Origin of the sequence: Actinoplanes sp. GCM10030250 (genome assembly GCF_042666575.1) — a bacterium.
Taxonomy (GTDB): domain Bacteria; phylum Actinomycetota; class Actinomycetes; order Mycobacteriales; family Micromonosporaceae; genus Actinoplanes.
Genome location: NZ_JBHTDO010000028.1, coordinates 51,075 through 65,770 on the forward strand (window position 1 = coordinate 51,075; position 14,696 = coordinate 65,770).

Here is a 14,696-nt window from a genome sequence, read left to right on the forward strand (position 1 = left end):
ACCGCTGGACAGACCATAGTGGGGCGTGCGCCATCTCACAAGATGGCTGCGAGAGCATCAGTACATGGATGAGCGTCATGGTGATGAGGCGGACGCGAGAGCAACCGGATGCGCATCGCACCGTGCGGTCGAGCGGGGCGAGGGCCGGTGGCAAAGTTTCCGGCGCGATTTCGTCCACGCCCGCCGGTTGCTGCCGATAGGAACCGTAACCGACCACCACCCGGAGAGTGATGCGCCATGAACCAGGCCTCCTCGCCCGACCCGCCGCCCCACGGCGTCACGGGGGACCTGGAACGGGTGTGTGCCCGCAACCTGCTCAACGCGACCGACGAGGTCATCTACTTCAAGGACCTGCGGAGCCGGTTCCTGTGGCTGAGCAAGGCGTGGGGTGCGCTCACCGGCGGTGACCCCGCCGAACTCCTCGGCCTCACCGACTTCGACGTCTACGGCCATGCGCACGCGGCTGACGCGTACGCTGACGAGCAGCGCATCATCGCCACCGGCACGCCGATGGTGAACAAGCAGGAGCACGAGACCTGGCCGGATCGTCCCGACCGGTGGGTCACCAGCACGAAATTCCCGCTGCGTGACGACGACGGTCAGATCATCGGCACGTTCGGCATCTCGCGGGACATCACCCGGCTGGTGCAGGCCGAGCAGGAGGCGATTCGCAACGCTGCCGCCCTGACGTCGGCGCACGCCGACATCAGCCGCGTCGAGGCCCAGCTTCGCACCGTGCTGGACACCTCGTCCGACGCCATCGCGCTGTACGACGCCGACCTGCGCTACCAGTACGTGAACACGGCCACCGAACGGCTGCTGAGGATGCGCAGCCGCGACATGCTGGGCCGCACCGATCGCGAACTCAACTCGGACAGCGCGGTCATGCCGCTCTGGGAGTCCGGCCTCGCCAGCGTGCTGGAGACCGGCCGGAGCTGCTCGGTGGACTTCTCCGTCGGCACCGGGGACGGGCGCCGCGATTTCCAGGCGCACATGGCCGCGCACCGGGACACCGATCAGGGGCAGCCGGTGGGCGTGGTGACGTCCGCTCGTGAGGTGACCGAGCTGAAGCGGACCCAGGACGAACTGGCTCATCAGGCGGTCCACGACCCGGTGACCGGGCTGGCCAACCGGGTGCTGCTGGCCGACCGGCTCAACGGCGCCCTGGCCCGGATGAAACGCCGGCCCGGGCGCATCGTGCTGCTTTTCATCGACCTCGACCAATTCAAGGCCATCAACGACACGTACGGCCACGGAGTGGGCGACAAGCTGCTCGTGGAGGCCGGCCGGCGGCTCACCGCCATCCTGCGTCCCAGCGACACGGTGGCACGTTTCGGCGGTGACGAGTTCGTCGTCGTACTGGACGAGATCTGCACGGAGGACGACGCCCATGTCACGGCCGGCCGGGTGGTCGACAGCCTCAGCGCGCCGTTCGTCGACAACGGCCACGAACTGTTCGTGACCGCGAGCGTCGGACTGGTGGTGACCACCGATCCGTTCGCCACCGGCGAGGACCTCATCCGCGACGCCGACGCGGCGATGTACCAGGCGAAGGCGCGGGGGCGCAACTGTTACCAGTTCTTCGACCCCGAGCTGCGGGACCGGGCCGCCAAGCGGTACGCCGTGGAGGCCGATCTGGCCCGCGCACTGGAGCACCGCCAGCTACGCCTGGAGTACCAGCCGGTGTTCTCCCTCCAGGACCATCGCATCGTCGGTGCCGAGGCGCTCATCCGGTGGGACCACCCGGAACGCGGCACCGTCCCGCCGGCGGAGTTCATCGGCATCGCCGAGGACCGCGGCCTGATCGTCTCGATCGGCACCTGGGCCCTGCACGAGGCATGCCGCCGGCTCGTCGCCTGGTCAGTGCGGCGCGACCCGGCGCTGCCGCCGCTGACGATGGCGGTCAACGTGTCCACCCGGCAACTGTGCGCCCCCGACTTCGCCGGCGTCGTCAAGGACGTCCTCGACCGTCACCGGATCGCGCCTGCCCAGCTGTGCCTGGAGCTGACCGAGACGGCACAGCTGCTCGACATGGCCGAAGCGCGTGACGCCCTGGCCGACCTGGCGCGGCTCGGTGTGCACATCGCCCTGGACGACTTCGGCACCGGATATTCGTCGCTGGCGCACCTGACGCAGTTCCCGGCCAACGTCCTCAAAATCGACCGAAGTTTCGTCAACCAGCTCGAGACCGAGGGCCGGGGCCGCGAGATCGTCGCCGCGGTCACCACCATGGGACACGCCCTCGGCATGACAGTGGTCGCCGAGGGCATCGAGACCACCGGCCAGCTCGACCGGCTGATCGCCCTGGGCTGCGAGCAGGGCCAGGGATACCTGCTGGCCCGCCCCCTGCGCCCGGACGCCCTCGCCGCCCTGCTGGACCGGGGATCCGAGCCCGGCCCGCCGCAATCTGCGGGAACGCCGGCGTGATCAGTGCGTGCGGTTGACCGCGGCGGCCGCCAGCTCGGTGAGGGCCGTGCGCACCGGCGGTGGCAGCTCGGCCGCGGCGAGAGCAGCAAGGCCCGCGTCCGTGCGTACCCGAATCATCTGTTCTATTTGATCTAACGCGCCGGTCGCCCGGATGATCTCGCGGATCTCCACCGCACCCGCCTCGTCCAGCTCCGGATCGCCGAACAGCGACGCCAGCCGGGCTGCCTGGGCGCGGTCGGCGACGTTGCGGGCCAGGCCCATCATCACTGTCGGCTTGCCCTCGCGCAGGTCGTCCAGGGCGGGTTTACCGGTCACGGCCGGGTCGCCGAAGACGCCCAGCACGTCGTCCCGCAGCTGGAACGCGTCGCCCAGCGGGTCACCGAACTCGGCGAACGCCGCGCAGAGCGCCGGGGAAGCACCGGCCAGCCGGGCGCCGATCTGCAGCGGGCGGGTGACCGTGTACCGGGCCGTCTTCATCCGGATCACGATCAGGGCACTGGCCACCGAGTCGTCGCCGACGCTGGACACCAGATCCAGGTACTGGCCGGCGATCACCTCCGTGCGCATCAGCGCGAAGGCCGCGTACCCCTGATGTATTTGATGTGGTGGCAGGCCGCACTCGTGGAACATCTGCTCGGCCCAGGCCGCACACAGGTCGCCGCAGAGGAGGGCGGTGTTGCGGCCGAACGCGAGGGAATCGCCGCGCCAGGCGTGCCGGTCGTGCTGGGTGGCGAAGACGCGGTGCATGGAGGGCTGGCCACGGCGGCGGTCGCTGCCGTCGATGATGTCGTCGTGGATGAGGGCGAAGGCGTGGAACAGTTCCAGCGCCGCCGCCGCGTTGATCACCTCGGGGCAGTCCTCGCCGCCGCCGCCGCGCCAGCCCCAGTAGCAGAAGGCGGGGCGGATGCGTTTGCCGCCGGCCAGGATGAAGCGGCGCAGCGAGTCCAGCGCGCCGCGCGGGGCACCGTCCGGCCAGGTCCGGTCCTGGCGGTCGATGAAGTCGGTGAGCGCGGCGTCGAACCGCTGCCGCAGCGGGTGGCGGGTCGCCTGAAGTGTCATGACGCCAGTTCCAGCAGCAGGGCTTTGACCTCGGTGGCGGCGACCCGATCCCGTACGGCGGACGGGTCCGAGCAGATCAGCACCGGTGCGTCGGCCGGATCGGCGGGCAGCCGGCCGTGCGAACCGCGGACCGCCCGGGCGCCCGCGTCGAGGCCGACCACGTTCATCAGGTAGCGCAGGCCCATCTTCTTGCGGGCCACCGCGGTGATCGCGCGCCGCCGGGCGGCGGCCGGGCCGGCGGGGTCGAAGAACAGCTCCGCCGGGTCGTAGCCGGGCTTGCGGTGGATCTCGACGCAGCGGGCGAAGTCGGGGGCGGCGGCGTCGTCGAGCCAGTAGTAGTAGGTGAACCAGGCGTCCGGTTCGGCGACGAGCACCAGTTCCCCGGAGCGGGCGTGGTTCAGGCCGTGCGCGGCCTTGCCGGCGTCGTCGAGGACCTCGGCGGGCAGGGTGGCACAGAGTTTGGCGACCGCCGGGATGTCGCCGGGATCCCGCACGTACACGTGCGCCACCTGGTGGTCGGCGACGGCGAAGGCCCGCGACGTCCACGTGTCGAGGTATTCCATGCCGTCCTGGGTGTGCACGTTGAGCAGGCCCTCGGCGCGCAGCAGCCGGTTGACGTCGATCGGCCGGTGCACGTCGGTGATGCCGTACTCGGAGAGCACCACCACTGTGGTGTCCGGCCGGTCGAGCAGCGGCGCCAGAACAGTGTCCAGCTCGGCGGCAGCATGAGCGGCCTGCGGGCTGGACGGGCCGAAACGCTGCAGGTCGTAGTCGAGATGCGGCACGTAGACGAGGGTCAGGTCCGGGTGCCGGGTGTCGAGCAGGTGCCGGGCGGCGTCCACGATCCACTGCGACGAGGGCAGTCCGGCGCCGGGACCCCAGTAGGTGAACAGCGGGAACGGCGGCAGCTCGTCGTGCAGTTCGGGCGGGTACGTGTAGCAGTCCGGTTCCTTGCGCCCGTCGGCCCGGTAGATCGGCCGGGGCGTGATCGTCCAGTCGACCCGTGCGCCCATGGCGTACCACCAGCAGACGTTGGCGACAGTGCGGCCGGGCAGCGCGTCCCAGACCTTCTCGCCGCCGACCAGGGCGTTGTGCTGGCGCCAGAACATCACCTCGCCGAGCTCGCGGAAGTACCAGCCGTTGCCGACGACGCCGTGCTCGGCCGGGGTGAGGCCGGTGAGGAAGGTGGACTGCACCGAGCAGGTCACGGCCGGCAGCACCGTGCCCAGCGGCGCCTGGAAGCCGCGCTCGGCGACCGCCCGCAGCCGCGGCATGTGTGCGAGCAGCCGCGGGGTCAGCCCGACGACGTCGAGCACGACCAGCGAGGTCATCGCGCCACCGCCTCGGAGGCGAGCAGATCGCGGGCGAAGGCGAGTTCGGCGGCGATGCCGTCGGCCAGCCCCGCCGCGTCGGCCGGTCGCTGATCCGGCGGCAGAACACCCCAGGTGTACGTCTCCACGTCGAAGTGCTCACACCGTGGCCCGGGCGCGGTCAGCAGCTCGTGGACGGCCTCGCGCAGCACCGGGATCGTCGAGGTGAGCGGCGCGGACGGCGCGGCGTGCAACGGCACGTGGTAGTGGATGCGCCACGGGCCGGGCAGCTGCCGGTCGAGGGCCTCGTCCAGGTCGTCGGCGGCCGGTCCCGAGCGGGGCCGGGTCTGATGCAGGAAGCGCGGTTCCGCGTACGACCGGAGCACATCCCCGGCCGCCACCGGATCATCGGCCTGGAGCGCCGCCGACACCTGCACCTTGACGACCGGCACACCGGCAGACCGCAGGCGCGCCAGCGCCGCGGCGGGGTCCTCCCAGGCACACGCCAGATGGGCGAGGTCGAGGCAGACGCCCAGCCAGCGCGTGTCGACTCCGGCCAGCAGTTCGGCGGCCTGCGTCGTGTTCTCGATCAGGCAGCCCGGCTCGGGTTCGAAGCCGACCCGGACGGTCCGGCCGGTCGACGCGGCGAGCCGGTGCAGCCCGCGGGCGAGCTCGTCGAGGTGCCGGAAAGCCGCCGCGGCCCGGGTGGCGTCCCACGGCGTGCGCCAGGCGAGTGGCAGCGTCGAGACCGAGCCGTAGGACGCCGAGTCCGGCAGGAGATCGGTGAGCACCCGCGCGAGGTTGAGGGTGTACTCGAGCCGTTGCGGCGAGGTCCAGTCGGGGAAGTAGACGGCGTGCTTGACCACCGGCGCCTGGAACGACTCGTACGGGAAACCGTTGAGCGTGACCACTTCCAGCCCGCGCACGTCGAGTTCACGCCGTAACCGGCGGCGCAGCCCGGCCGAGGCGGCGAGTTCGGCCGCCACCGGTGCGGCCAGCCACAGCCCGAGCCCCAGCACGCCGGTGTCCAGCCGCCGGCGGATCGGCAGGGCGTACGTGTCCAGCTGGGCGATGATGCCGGCCAGGTCCTCCGCCGGGTGCACGTTGGTGCAGTAGCTCAGGTGCATCAGCTGCCTCCGCGCAGGATCGAGTTACCGGCGTAGGTCGCGCCGGCCTCCGGGAGGGCGGACAGGTCGAGGCGTTTCGACTGCCCGTAGAACTCGACCGGATTACGCCACAGCACCCGGTCGACGGCGTCCGCCTCGAAGCCGGCGGCCAGCATCGCCTCCCCGGTCCGCAGCGTGAGCAGCGGATCCGACCGTCCCCAGTCGGCCGCCGAGTTCACCAGCACGCGTTCCGGCCCGTACCTGCGCAGGATCTCCACCATCCGGTCCGGGGACATCTTGGTGTCCGGGTAGATGGAGAAACCGAGCCACACCCCCGCGTCCCGGGCCGCGTCGACGGTGACCTCGTTGAGGTGGTCGAGGAGCACCCGGCCCGGGTCGATGCCGGATTCCTTGACCACGTCCAGGCTGCGGGAGGTGCCGCGAGCCTTGTCCCGGTGCGGGGTGTGTACCAGCGCCGGCAGGTCGTGGTCGAGCGCGAGGGCGAGCTGTGCCGCGAACACCTCGTCCTCGGCGGGGGTCATCGAGTCGTACCCGATCTCGCCGACCGCGACGACGCCGTCCTTGGCCAGGTAGCGCGGCAGCAGGTCGAGCACCGGCCGGCAGCGCGGGTCGTTGGCCTCCTTGGGGTTCAGCGCGATGGTGGCGTGGTGGCGGATGCCGAACTGGCCGGCCCGGAACGGCTCCCATCCGATCAGCGAGTCGAAGTAGTCGGCGAACGAGCCGGGATTGGTGCGCGGCTGGCCGAGCCAGAACGCGGGCTCGACCACCGCGCGCACACCGGCCTCGGCCATCCGCTGGTAGTCGTCGGTGGTGCGCGAGGTCATGTGGATGTGCGGGTCGAAGATGCGCATCATGCCTCCTTCAGCTGGTCCAGCAGGGCGAGGGCGTCGGCCGGCATGTCCCGGCCGGCGGCGCGGCGTTCGTCGGCGAAGGCGCGCAGCATGGCCGCCAGCTCCGGGTCGGCTCGTTCGGTCAGCCGATGCACGCGGGTCAAGGGCACACCCATGAAGACACATTTGAGTACGGCGTGACGCCATGCCTGCTGCCCGAGATGTTCCGCGTACGGGCCGACCGCCGCCGACACCAGCCGGGTGTCGTTGGTGCGCAACGCGTCCTCGAGCAGCGGCACCGCGTGGTCGCCGATCGGCAGCAACGGCAGGGCCTTCAGCACGGCCAGCTTCTCGGCCGCGTCGCCGTACCGGTAGATCTCGGAGATGTGCTCGGGTGGCAGGACGGACAGCAGCAGCGCACGGGCCGCCTCGTCGGTCGTCCAGCCCCCGGCCAGCGGCTCGCGCCCGTACCGGCGGCCCGCGGCGGGGAACAGCGTCGCCGCGGCCTCCGGGTTCTCGGTCACCCGGCGCAGGTCGTCGCCGAGCCGGTCGCCCAGTTGTTGCCGGAGCTCCTCAAGCGTGGTCATCGGCGGCCTTTCGCAGGAAGTCCAGGGACTGCGCGGCCACGGCCGGTGCCGCGTGCGAGTGGCGGGGGAGTTCCACCGAGACCAGGCCGCGATAACCGGCGGCGTCCAGCGCGGCGAGCACCGGTGGGAAGTCGATCTCGCCGGTACCGAATTCGAGGTGCTCGTGCACACCCCGCCGCATGTCGTCGATCTGCACGTTGACCAGGTCGCCGGCCACCGCCAGGACGCAGTCGGGCACCGGCTGCGGCTCCAGGCAGCGGCAGTGCCCGATGTCGAGGGTGATGCCGAAACCCGGCGGCCGGCCGAGGTCGGCGTGCAGGCGGCGCCAGTCCGCGATGTCGTTCACCAGCATGCCCGGCTCGGGTTCGAAGCCGAGGGTCACGCCGGCCTCCGCGGCGGCGCCGACGATCTGGCCGCAGCCGTCGACCAGGCGCTCCCAGGCGTCCGCCGGGCCGATGCCGGCCCAGAACGAGACCGCCTCGGCCCCGAGGTCCGCGCCGACCCGCACGGCGCGGCGAAGGTAGTCGAGCCGCCGGGCCGGATCGTGGTCCATCAGCGTGGGCGAGTGCTTGTGCCACGGGTCGAGCAGATAGCGGGCGCCGGTCTCGATGACCACCGCCAGGCCCAGCCGTTCCAGGTCGGCGGCCACGGCGGCGGTGCGCCGGGCCAGATCGGCGCCGAACGGGTCGAGGTGGTTGGTGTCCAGCGTCAGCGCGACCCCGTCGTAGCCGAGGTCCGCGATGACCCGCAGCGCCTCGGGCAGCCGGTGGTTGGTGAAGCCGTTCGTGCCGTAGCCGAATCTCATGTCGGTGACACCCTTCGGGCCAGGCGCCGGGCGAGGGGGGCGGCCAGGGCGACAGCGATCCCGTACGCCGGATGGCCCGACCTCGCTGTCAGCGCACCCTGCAACGGCGGCAGTCCGGTGATGCCCGCCCCGACCGCCGCGCGCACCCGCGGAGCACCGGGGTCGGCGAACGCCCGTGCCTGCGCGGCGCCGTAACCGGCCGCATACCAGGCAGCGAGCAGCCCGGCCGGTCCCGGGCGCCGTCCCGCCGTGGTGGCGGCCAGCGCGAGCGTGCCGGCGAGGGTCGCGGCCGGCAGCGCGGGCGCCGCACCGGACACCTCGAAGCGGGACAGCGCGGTGACCGTGTAGGTGTGAGCCGCGACGGCCAGCGCGGACGGCACCGCTCGCCGCACCCGTCCGCCACTCGCACCCAGCAGCACGTCGAGCCCGCGGCAGACAGCCATCATCGCCGGACCGGCGGCCGTGTTCTTACCCCACACGTCGTAGGCCCAGACCGCACCGGCCAGCGGCACCGCGACCCGGGCGGCGCGCCGGCCACCGGCCAGCCCGGCGATCGCGACCCCGGCGCCGGTCAGTCCCGCCGCGATCAGCAGCGCCTGCCGGGCGCTGACCCGCCCCGAGGGAATCGGCCGCTCCGGCCGCTCACTCGCGTCAAGATCGCGGTCGGCCCAGTCGTTGGCGGCCATCCCGCCCCAGTAGAGGCAGACCGACGCGGCCACCAGACCGGGCGTCGCGCGGCCCAGCACACCGGCAGCGGCGGCACCGGCCACCGCATCACCGGGAACCGACAGCGCGGCCGGGGCCCGCACCAGCTCGGCCAGGTCACGAAGCCGCATGAAGGCCCCTGACGAACGCCACGAGCGCGGCCCACTGATCGGGCAGCGCATGCGGCACGTCACCGAGCGGGTCCTTGAAGAAGAACGCGAGCTCGGTGAGCGGCCCGCTGCGCCCGGCGGCGTGCGCGCCCGCGGTCAGCCGGGCCAGGTCGAGGATCAGCGGCGCGGCCAGAGCCGAGTCGCAGCCGTGCCAGGAGAACTCCATCCGCATCGAGACGCCCAGAAAACCGCTGAAGGTGATCAGATCCCAGGCCGTCTTGAAGTCGCCGATGTCGTCGACGTACTCGATGTGACTGCTGCCCTGCGGCTGATAACCGAGCGTCTCCGCCAGCACCCGCTGCTTGCTGCCCGCCTTGGCGGCGTTCGCAGCCGGATCAGCCAGGTTCGCCCCGTCGCCACCACCCAGCAGGTTCGTGCCCGACCAGGTGCGCACCCGCAGGTGCCGCATCGCGAACATCGGCGCCAGCACCGATTTGACCAGCGTCTCCCCGGTCTTGCCGTCGTGCCCCGCATACGGCAGCCCCTGGCGGGCGGCCAGCTCCACCAGCGCCGGCAGCCGGGCTCCGGTCGACGGCGTGAAATCAACATAGGAACAACGAGCCAAGAAGGCGGCGTACGCGTAGAGCGAACTCGGCGGCAGGACCCTCTCCCGTCCCGCCAGCGCCTCGTCGAGCAGTGCCAGGCTCTGATGCGCGGGGTGCGGCTCGACAGCCGGCTCGGTCGACGACACGTTGACGACCACGACCCGCTCCAGCCCCCGCCGCCGCCGGAAGTCCTCGATGTCCGCGGCGATCAGCCCAGCCACCTCGAGCTGGGTGTCAGCGACCGGCACCGGCCGCAGTTCCCCCTGCACCGCGGCCAGCTCACCACCGACCGCCCCCGCGGCCCGGGCCGGCAGCACCCCCGCCGCGACGAGGCTCTCCACCTTCTTGTCCAGGGTGAGATCGCTGATGTCATGCCCGCCGAACACCAGGGCGCCGAGACCAGGCACCCCCGGGCCGGCGAGCTCGGGCAGCTCGGTGACACACCCCAGCGGCTCGGCGAGCCCGGCGCGCAGGGCGAGAGCCCCCACCACGCTGGTCACCGCCACGGATCCGCGGGCCCCGATCAGCCACACACCGGTCGTCGTCGTCATCGGTACCTCCATCGCTAGCAATCGATGGATTTGAGCCTGGACCCCTGCCGCGAATTCTCCCGCGGCAAGGCTCACCGTAGGAACTTTCGGACTGTCCTGTCCAGACTTTTTGATAGACGACCGTAACTTTTATTTCATCGATCAAAAGTCACGCCGAGGCTCTTGCCGACGGCGCACGGATGGACTTCCCTCATTGATCCATAACGGCGACGGCGGCGGAAAGGGGAGACTTCGGCACGGTCCCGGCCGAGCCGGCGGCGGCACAATGGCTGGATGCCTGGCGATGCCCCCGAGCCCGAGCCCGAACAGCAGTGGAACGTCTACGCCCCCGGTACGTACGGCCTCCAGCTCGGCCGGTACAACACGCAGCATTTTCACTTCCGCGGCAGGGTGCCCCAGTGGCCGCTGCGTGTCGGTGTCGTGCCGCCACTGGCCAACAGGCGCCAGCAGCGGACCGTCGACGCCGTACTGTCGCCGGCGGGCAGGCCCGGCGACGACGGCCCGGCGTGCTACGTGGTGGTCGGTTTCGCCGGAGTCGGAGTCCGGTTCGCTGCCGGACCAGCAGAAAGCCGTGGTCACCGCAACTTGGGCCATGTCCCTGGAACTCGCCGATGCCCTTCACCCCAAGGGCTTGGCCTCGCTGACCCTCCAACTGGCCTCGCAGCTCGATCCCCACGGCGTTCCGGAATCGCTGTTCCTGAGCAACACGGTTCGGCGGTACCTGCGATGAGATCGCCGCTCGATGCCGCTCATGTCGCGGGGCCGTAGAGCCGGGCGACGTCGGGGGAGTCGAGCCATCCGCTGTAGGCCGGTGACTGCGGCCAGCCCTCGGGGGAGTCCTGCCACTCCTCCTGCCGGCCGTAGGGCAGCACATCGACCAGGGGGAACGTGTAGGTGAGCTGTTCGACCCCGCGGCCGGACGTGTGCCAGGTGCGGTAGACGGTCTCGCCGTCGCGCAGGAAGACGTTCATCGCGAACCCGCCGCCGGGCGGTGCGTCGACGTCGGCCCCGAACGGGCTGTCGGCGGTGGAGTACCAGGTCATCGTGTTGCCGACGCGCCGGGCGTAGGCGAGGGCCGCCTCGATCGGGCCCTGGGTCACGATCACAAAGCGTGCGTCGTAGTTGTCGAGGAAACCCAGCCGGGTGAACGACGACGTGAGGCTCGTGCAGCCGCCGCACTGCCACTCGCTGTCCGGATGCCACATGTGGTTGTAAACGATCAACTGCGACTTCCCGGCGAAGATGTCGACGAGCCGAACCGGCCCCTCGGCCCCGGCCAGCGTGTATTCGGGCATCCGCACCATCGGCAGCCGCCGCCGCTGCGCGGCGATCGCGTCGAGCTCCTTGGTGGCGGCCTTCTCCCGGGCGCGCAGCTCGTCCAGTTCCTTGCGCCAGGCGTTCTGATCGACAACGGGCGGCAGAGCCATGATCAAGATCCCCTCTCCTTCTGACCACAGTGACCTGATCCGCCGTCAGCATCCCAGCTCCGCGGTGCTACCGGCGCCGCCAATAGACTTTCCCGGTCGCGGGAGATCACGGGGGTTGCTCATGCTGCACGTGCGGGTCATCACGCCGGCATCGGTGAGCGCCCGCGTGGAGAAGCTGCTGGCCGGCAACGAGGCCGTCACCCATCAGGTTGTCCTGCCCGGCGTGGCGAAGGAACCGGAAGGCGACGTGATCGAGTTCGACGTCGTGCGGGAGGGCGCGAGCGACGTACTCGACGACCTGCGCGAGCTGGGGCTCGAGCGCGACGGTGCCATCGTGGTCGAGACCGTCGACACCACGCTGTCCGCGGCGGCCGACCGTGCCGCCAGGCGTACACCTGGTCTGGGTGTTGATGCGGTCGTGTGGCACGAGATCGAGCATCAGACCGGCGAGGAGGCCGCCCTGTCGGCCTCCTACCTGACGTTCATGAGCGTGGCCACGGTGATCGCCGCCATCGGGGTGCTGCTGGATCAGCCGATCCTCATCGTCGGATCGATGGTCGTCGGCCCGGAGTTCGGTCCCCTCGCCGCCCTGTGTGTCGGCCTCGTGCAGCGCAAGGCGACGTTGATCCGCCGATCCGCGGTGGCGCTCGCGGTCGGCTTCCCGGTCGGCATGATCATCACGGTGGGCGCGGTGTGGTTGCTCACCGCGGCCGGTCTGGTGGACAAGTCGATGCTGCTCGCGGAGCGGCCGCTGACCGACTTCATCTGGCGCCCGGACGCGCTGTCCTGGGTCATCGCCTTCCTCGGTGGCATCGCCGGCATCCTGTCGCTGACCTCCGCCAAGGCCGGAACCCTCGTCGGCGTGCTGATCTCGGTGACCACCGTGCCCGCCGCTGCCAACGCGGCGGTCGCCCTCGCGTACGGCGTGCGCGACGAGGCGTACGGATCGGCGGTGCAACTGGCGATCAACCTCGCATCGATCGTCATCGCCGGTGTCCTCACCCTGCTGGTCCAGCAGATCGCCTGGAAACGGCCGCGCCGCACCGCCAGGTAGCTCGCCGATCAGATGTCGAGGTCCTCCACCACGGGCTCGTCCTGGATGGTCCGTAGCGCGAGTGCGTAGAGCTCCGGCGGTAGCAGGGGCCCGAGTTCCTCAGCGGTGTCGACGACGGTGAAGACGGCCTGCGTGACGCCGTTCACTGCCGCGTCAACAGCGCGTCAACATTCGCGTCGCCGGCGTATGCATCGCGTGAACAACCGTGTGCACGGGCTTTCCGGCGCGCTTGGCTGACGGAGCAACACCCGAGACGTCATCACCTTCCTGGGAGTCCTCCGTGGCTGATCTTCTGTTCGTCGTGCTCACGGTGGCGCTGTTCGCGGCGTTCACCGTGCTGGTCAAGGCGGCCGAACGCGGATGAGCGCCGTCAACGCCATCGGCCTGGTCCTGGCCGTGCTCCTGGCCGCCTTCCTCGTGGTCGCCCTGCTCTACCCGGAGAAATTCTGATGACCGGCTGGCTCTTCGTGCTGACGCTGGTCGCCGCACTCGTGGCGGTGCACCGGCCGCTGGGCGACTACATGTACCGGGTGGTCTCGGGCAGGAGGCACAACGTCGTCGAGCGTGGCGCCTACCGTCTCGTCGGCGTGGATGCGAACACCGAACAGGCCTGGGGTGTCTACGCCCGCGGGGTGCTCGCCTTCTCGGCGGTCTCGATCCTGTTCCTGTACGCCTTCCTGCGGCTGCAGGACCGGCTCTGGCTGTCGCTCGGCTTGCCGGCCGTCGGCGACCACCTTGCCTGGAACACCGCTGTCAGCTTCGTGACGAACACGAACTGGCAGGCCTACGCCGGTGAGTCGACGATGGGTCACCTCGTGCAGATGGCCGGACTGGCGGTGCAGAACTTCGTGTCCGCGAGCGTCGGCATCGCCGTGGCGGTGGCACTGATGCGTGGTTTCGCCGCCCGCAAGGCGCGGACGCTCGGCAACTTCTGGGTCGACCTCACCCGGATCACGCTGCGCATCCTGCTGCCGCTGTCGGTGCTCTTCGCGATCGTTCTCATGGCCGGTGGTGTGGTGCAGAACCTGTCCGGCGGCACCGACGTGACCACCCTGACCGGCGGCACCCAGCACATCACCGGCGGCCCGGTTGCCTCCCAGGAGGTGATCAAGGAGCTGGGCACCAACGGCGGTGGCTTCTACAACGCCAACTCGGCCCACCCGTTCGAGAACCCGAGCGCCTGGACGAACTGGCTGCAGATCTTCCTGATGCTGCTGATCCCGTTCAGCCTGCCGCGTGTCTTCGGCCGGATGATCGGCCAGAACCGGCAGGGCTACGCCATCGCCGCGGTCATGGCGATCCTCGCGCTCGGCTCGATCGCGCTGACCGTCGGGTTCGAGACGCACGGCGGCGGCACCGTCCCACAGGCGGCCGGAGCGGCCATGGAGGGCAAGGAGACCCGTTTCGGTATTCCGAACTCGGCGACCTTCGCCGCCGCGACGACCCTCACGTCGACGGGTGCGGTGAACTCGTTCCACGACTCGTACACCGCGCTCGGCGGCATGATGCCGATGGTCAACATGATGCTCGGCGAGGTCGCGCCGGGCGGTGCCGGCTCCGGCCTGTACGGCATGCTGATCCTGGCGATCATCACGGTCTTCGTGGCCGGGCTGATGGTCGGGCGAACCCCCGAATACCTGGGCAAGAAGATCCGGGCCCGCGAGATCAAGCTCGCCTCCCTCTACTTCCTGGTCACCCCGATCATCGTCCTGACCGGTACGGCGGCGGCGTTCGCCACCGGCACCGACGCCGCCGCCCTCAACGTGGGCCCGCACGGCCTCTCCGAGGTGCTGTACGCCTTCACCAGTGCCGCCAACAACAACGGCTCCGCGTTCGCCGGCATCACGGTCAACACCCTGTGGTGGGACATCGCGCTGGGCCTGGCCATGCTGCTCGGCCGCTTCCTGCCGCTGATCCTGGTACTCGCGATCGCCGGGTCACTGGCGAAGCAGCAACCAGTCCCGGCCTCCGGCGGCACCCTGCCCACCCACCGGCCGCTGTTCGTCGGCATGGTCGCCGGCGTGACCGTCGTGCTGGTCGCGCTGACGTTCCTCCCGGCACTGGCGCTCGGCCCCCTCGCCGAGGCCCTGTCATGACCC

16 protein-coding genes are annotated in these 14,696 nt (G+C 70.7%); 6 read left to right on the top strand and 10 right to left on the bottom strand.

The genetic code is table 11. The features are described 5' to 3' along the window. The first annotated feature begins 237 nt into the window (after positions 1 to 237). A complete protein-coding gene (locus ACFQV6_RS30265) occupies positions 238 to 2,427 on the top strand; it encodes a putative bifunctional diguanylate cyclase/phosphodiesterase (protein WP_378031031.1) in 2,190 nt (729 codons plus the stop codon). Here the strand turns inward: ACFQV6_RS30265 and ACFQV6_RS30270 are convergent, their stop codons facing one another. Genes ACFQV6_RS30270 through ACFQV6_RS30305 form a run of 8 tightly spaced genes read right to left on the bottom strand, consistent with a single transcriptional unit; the run spans position 2,428 to position 10,116 of the window. Next, positions 2,428 to 3,486 (bottom strand): polyprenyl synthetase family protein, encoded by a 1,059-nt coding sequence (locus ACFQV6_RS30270; RefSeq protein WP_378031032.1) that lies wholly within the window; start codon positions 3,484 to 3,486, stop codon positions 2,428 to 2,430. Continuing rightward, entirely contained in the window at positions 3,483 to 4,817 is a 1,335-nt protein-coding gene (locus tag ACFQV6_RS30275; protein WP_378031033.1) for an alkaline phosphatase family protein, read from the bottom strand. Before ACFQV6_RS30275 ends, ACFQV6_RS30270 begins: the two co-directional genes overlap by 4 nt. Beyond that, entirely contained in the window at positions 4,814 to 5,923 is a 1,110-nt protein-coding gene (gene eboE / locus ACFQV6_RS30280) for a metabolite traffic protein EboE (RefSeq protein ID WP_378031034.1), read from the bottom strand. Before eboE ends, ACFQV6_RS30275 begins: the two co-directional genes overlap by 4 nt. Further along, positions 5,923 to 6,774 carry a TatD family hydrolase gene (locus ACFQV6_RS30285; protein WP_378031035.1) on the bottom strand — a complete coding sequence of 284 codons (852 nt, stop codon included), beginning with the start codon at positions 6,772 to 6,774 and terminating at the stop codon, positions 5,923 to 5,925. The genes eboE and ACFQV6_RS30285 overlap by 1 nt, the downstream gene beginning before the upstream one ends. Continuing rightward, positions 6,774 to 7,340, bottom strand: coding sequence for an EboA domain-containing protein (locus ACFQV6_RS30290; RefSeq protein ID WP_378031036.1), 567 nt, complete (start codon positions 7,338 to 7,340; stop codon positions 6,774 to 6,776). Before ACFQV6_RS30290 ends, ACFQV6_RS30285 begins: the two co-directional genes overlap by 1 nt. Continuing rightward, positions 7,327 to 8,145, bottom strand: coding sequence for a sugar phosphate isomerase/epimerase family protein (locus tag ACFQV6_RS30295; RefSeq protein WP_378031037.1), 819 nt, complete (start codon positions 8,143 to 8,145; stop codon positions 7,327 to 7,329). Before ACFQV6_RS30295 ends, ACFQV6_RS30290 begins: the two co-directional genes overlap by 14 nt. Continuing rightward, positions 8,142 to 8,981: an SCO3242 family prenyltransferase gene (locus ACFQV6_RS30300; protein WP_378031038.1), complete on the bottom strand. Its 840-nt coding sequence runs from the start codon at positions 8,979 to 8,981 to the stop codon at positions 8,142 to 8,144. The genes ACFQV6_RS30295 and ACFQV6_RS30300 overlap by 4 nt, the downstream gene beginning before the upstream one ends. Beyond that, entirely contained in the window at positions 8,968 to 10,116 is a 1,149-nt protein-coding gene (locus ACFQV6_RS30305; protein ID WP_378031039.1) for an inositol-3-phosphate synthase, read from the bottom strand. The genes ACFQV6_RS30300 and ACFQV6_RS30305 overlap by 14 nt, the downstream gene beginning before the upstream one ends. Positions 10,117 to 10,687: 571 nt before the next feature. Here ACFQV6_RS30305 and ACFQV6_RS30310 point away from each other — a divergent pair. Further along, on the top strand, positions 10,688 to 10,846 hold the full coding sequence (locus tag ACFQV6_RS30310) for a hypothetical protein (RefSeq protein WP_378031040.1): 159 nt from the start codon (positions 10,688 to 10,690) through the stop codon (positions 10,844 to 10,846). Between the two features lie 19 nt (positions 10,847 to 10,865). Here the strand turns inward: ACFQV6_RS30310 and ACFQV6_RS30315 are convergent, their stop codons facing one another. Beyond that, positions 10,866 to 11,543, bottom strand: a complete 678-nt coding sequence (locus tag ACFQV6_RS30315) for a DUF899 domain-containing protein (protein WP_378031041.1) — start codon at positions 11,541 to 11,543, stop codon at positions 10,866 to 10,868. Positions 11,544 to 11,664: 121 nt separating this feature from the next. Here ACFQV6_RS30315 and ACFQV6_RS30320 point away from each other — a divergent pair, with 121 nt between their 5' ends. Then, positions 11,665 to 12,597, top strand: a complete 933-nt coding sequence (locus ACFQV6_RS30320) for a DUF389 domain-containing protein (RefSeq protein WP_378031042.1) — start codon at positions 11,665 to 11,667, stop codon at positions 12,595 to 12,597. Positions 12,598 to 12,605: 8 nt separating this feature from the next. Here ACFQV6_RS30320 and ACFQV6_RS30325 read toward each other — a convergent pair whose 3' ends face one another. Further along, the gene (locus ACFQV6_RS30325) at positions 12,606 to 12,743 is read right to left on the bottom strand and encodes a hypothetical protein (protein ID WP_378031043.1); all 138 of its coding nucleotides are present in this window, start codon (positions 12,741 to 12,743) and stop codon (positions 12,606 to 12,608) included. A gap of 83 nt (positions 12,744 to 12,826) precedes the next feature. On the opposite strand from ACFQV6_RS30325, the gene ACFQV6_RS30330 reads away from it, so the two are divergent. Genes ACFQV6_RS30330 through kdpA form a run of 3 tightly spaced genes read left to right on the top strand, consistent with a single transcriptional unit; the run spans position 12,827 to position 14,693 of the window. Beyond that, the gene (locus ACFQV6_RS30330; protein WP_378031044.1) at positions 12,827 to 12,961 is read left to right on the top strand and encodes a hypothetical protein; all 135 of its coding nucleotides are present in this window, start codon (positions 12,827 to 12,829) and stop codon (positions 12,959 to 12,961) included. Then, on the top strand, positions 12,958 to 13,047 hold the full coding sequence (gene kdpF, locus ACFQV6_RS30335) for a K(+)-transporting ATPase subunit F (protein ID WP_378031045.1): 90 nt from the start codon (positions 12,958 to 12,960) through the stop codon (positions 13,045 to 13,047). The genes ACFQV6_RS30330 and kdpF overlap by 4 nt, the downstream gene beginning before the upstream one ends. After that, positions 13,047 to 14,693, top strand: coding sequence for a potassium-transporting ATPase subunit KdpA (gene kdpA / locus ACFQV6_RS30340; protein WP_378031046.1), 1,647 nt, complete (start codon positions 13,047 to 13,049; stop codon positions 14,691 to 14,693). Before kdpF ends, kdpA begins: the two co-directional genes overlap by 1 nt. The last annotated feature ends 3 nt before the right edge of the window (positions 14,694 to 14,696 follow it).

Coding starts and splice junctions, on each gene's coding strand:
- ACFQV6_RS30265 (WP_378031031.1), top strand. CDS start 238: ATGAACCAGGCCTCCTCGCCCGACCCGCCGCCCCACGGCGTCACGGGG.
- ACFQV6_RS30270 (WP_378031032.1), bottom strand. CDS start 3,486: ATGACACTTCAGGCGACCCGCCACCCGCTGCGGCAGCGGTTCGACGCC.
- ACFQV6_RS30275 (WP_378031033.1), bottom strand. CDS start 4,817: ATGACCTCGCTGGTCGTGCTCGACGTCGTCGGGCTGACCCCGCGGCTG.
- eboE (WP_378031034.1), bottom strand. CDS start 5,923: ATGCACCTGAGCTACTGCACCAACGTGCACCCGGCGGAGGACCTGGCC.
- ACFQV6_RS30285 (WP_378031035.1), bottom strand. CDS start 6,774: ATGCGCATCTTCGACCCGCACATCCACATGACCTCGCGCACCACCGAC.
- ACFQV6_RS30290 (WP_378031036.1), bottom strand. CDS start 7,340: ATGACCACGCTTGAGGAGCTCCGGCAACAACTGGGCGACCGGCTCGGC.
- ACFQV6_RS30295 (WP_378031037.1), bottom strand. CDS start 8,145: ATGAGATTCGGCTACGGCACGAACGGCTTCACCAACCACCGGCTGCCC.
- ACFQV6_RS30300 (WP_378031038.1), bottom strand. CDS start 8,981: ATGCGGCTTCGTGACCTGGCCGAGCTGGTGCGGGCCCCGGCCGCGCTG.
- ACFQV6_RS30305 (WP_378031039.1), bottom strand. CDS start 10,116: ATGACGACGACGACCGGTGTGTGGCTGATCGGGGCCCGCGGATCCGTG.
- ACFQV6_RS30315 (WP_378031041.1), bottom strand. CDS start 11,543: ATGGCTCTGCCGCCCGTTGTCGATCAGAACGCCTGGCGCAAGGAACTG.
- ACFQV6_RS30320 (WP_378031042.1), top strand. CDS start 11,665: ATGCTGCACGTGCGGGTCATCACGCCGGCATCGGTGAGCGCCCGCGTG.
- kdpF (WP_378031045.1), top strand. CDS start 12,958: ATGAGCGCCGTCAACGCCATCGGCCTGGTCCTGGCCGTGCTCCTGGCC.
- kdpA (WP_378031046.1), top strand. CDS start 13,047: ATGACCGGCTGGCTCTTCGTGCTGACGCTGGTCGCCGCACTCGTGGCG.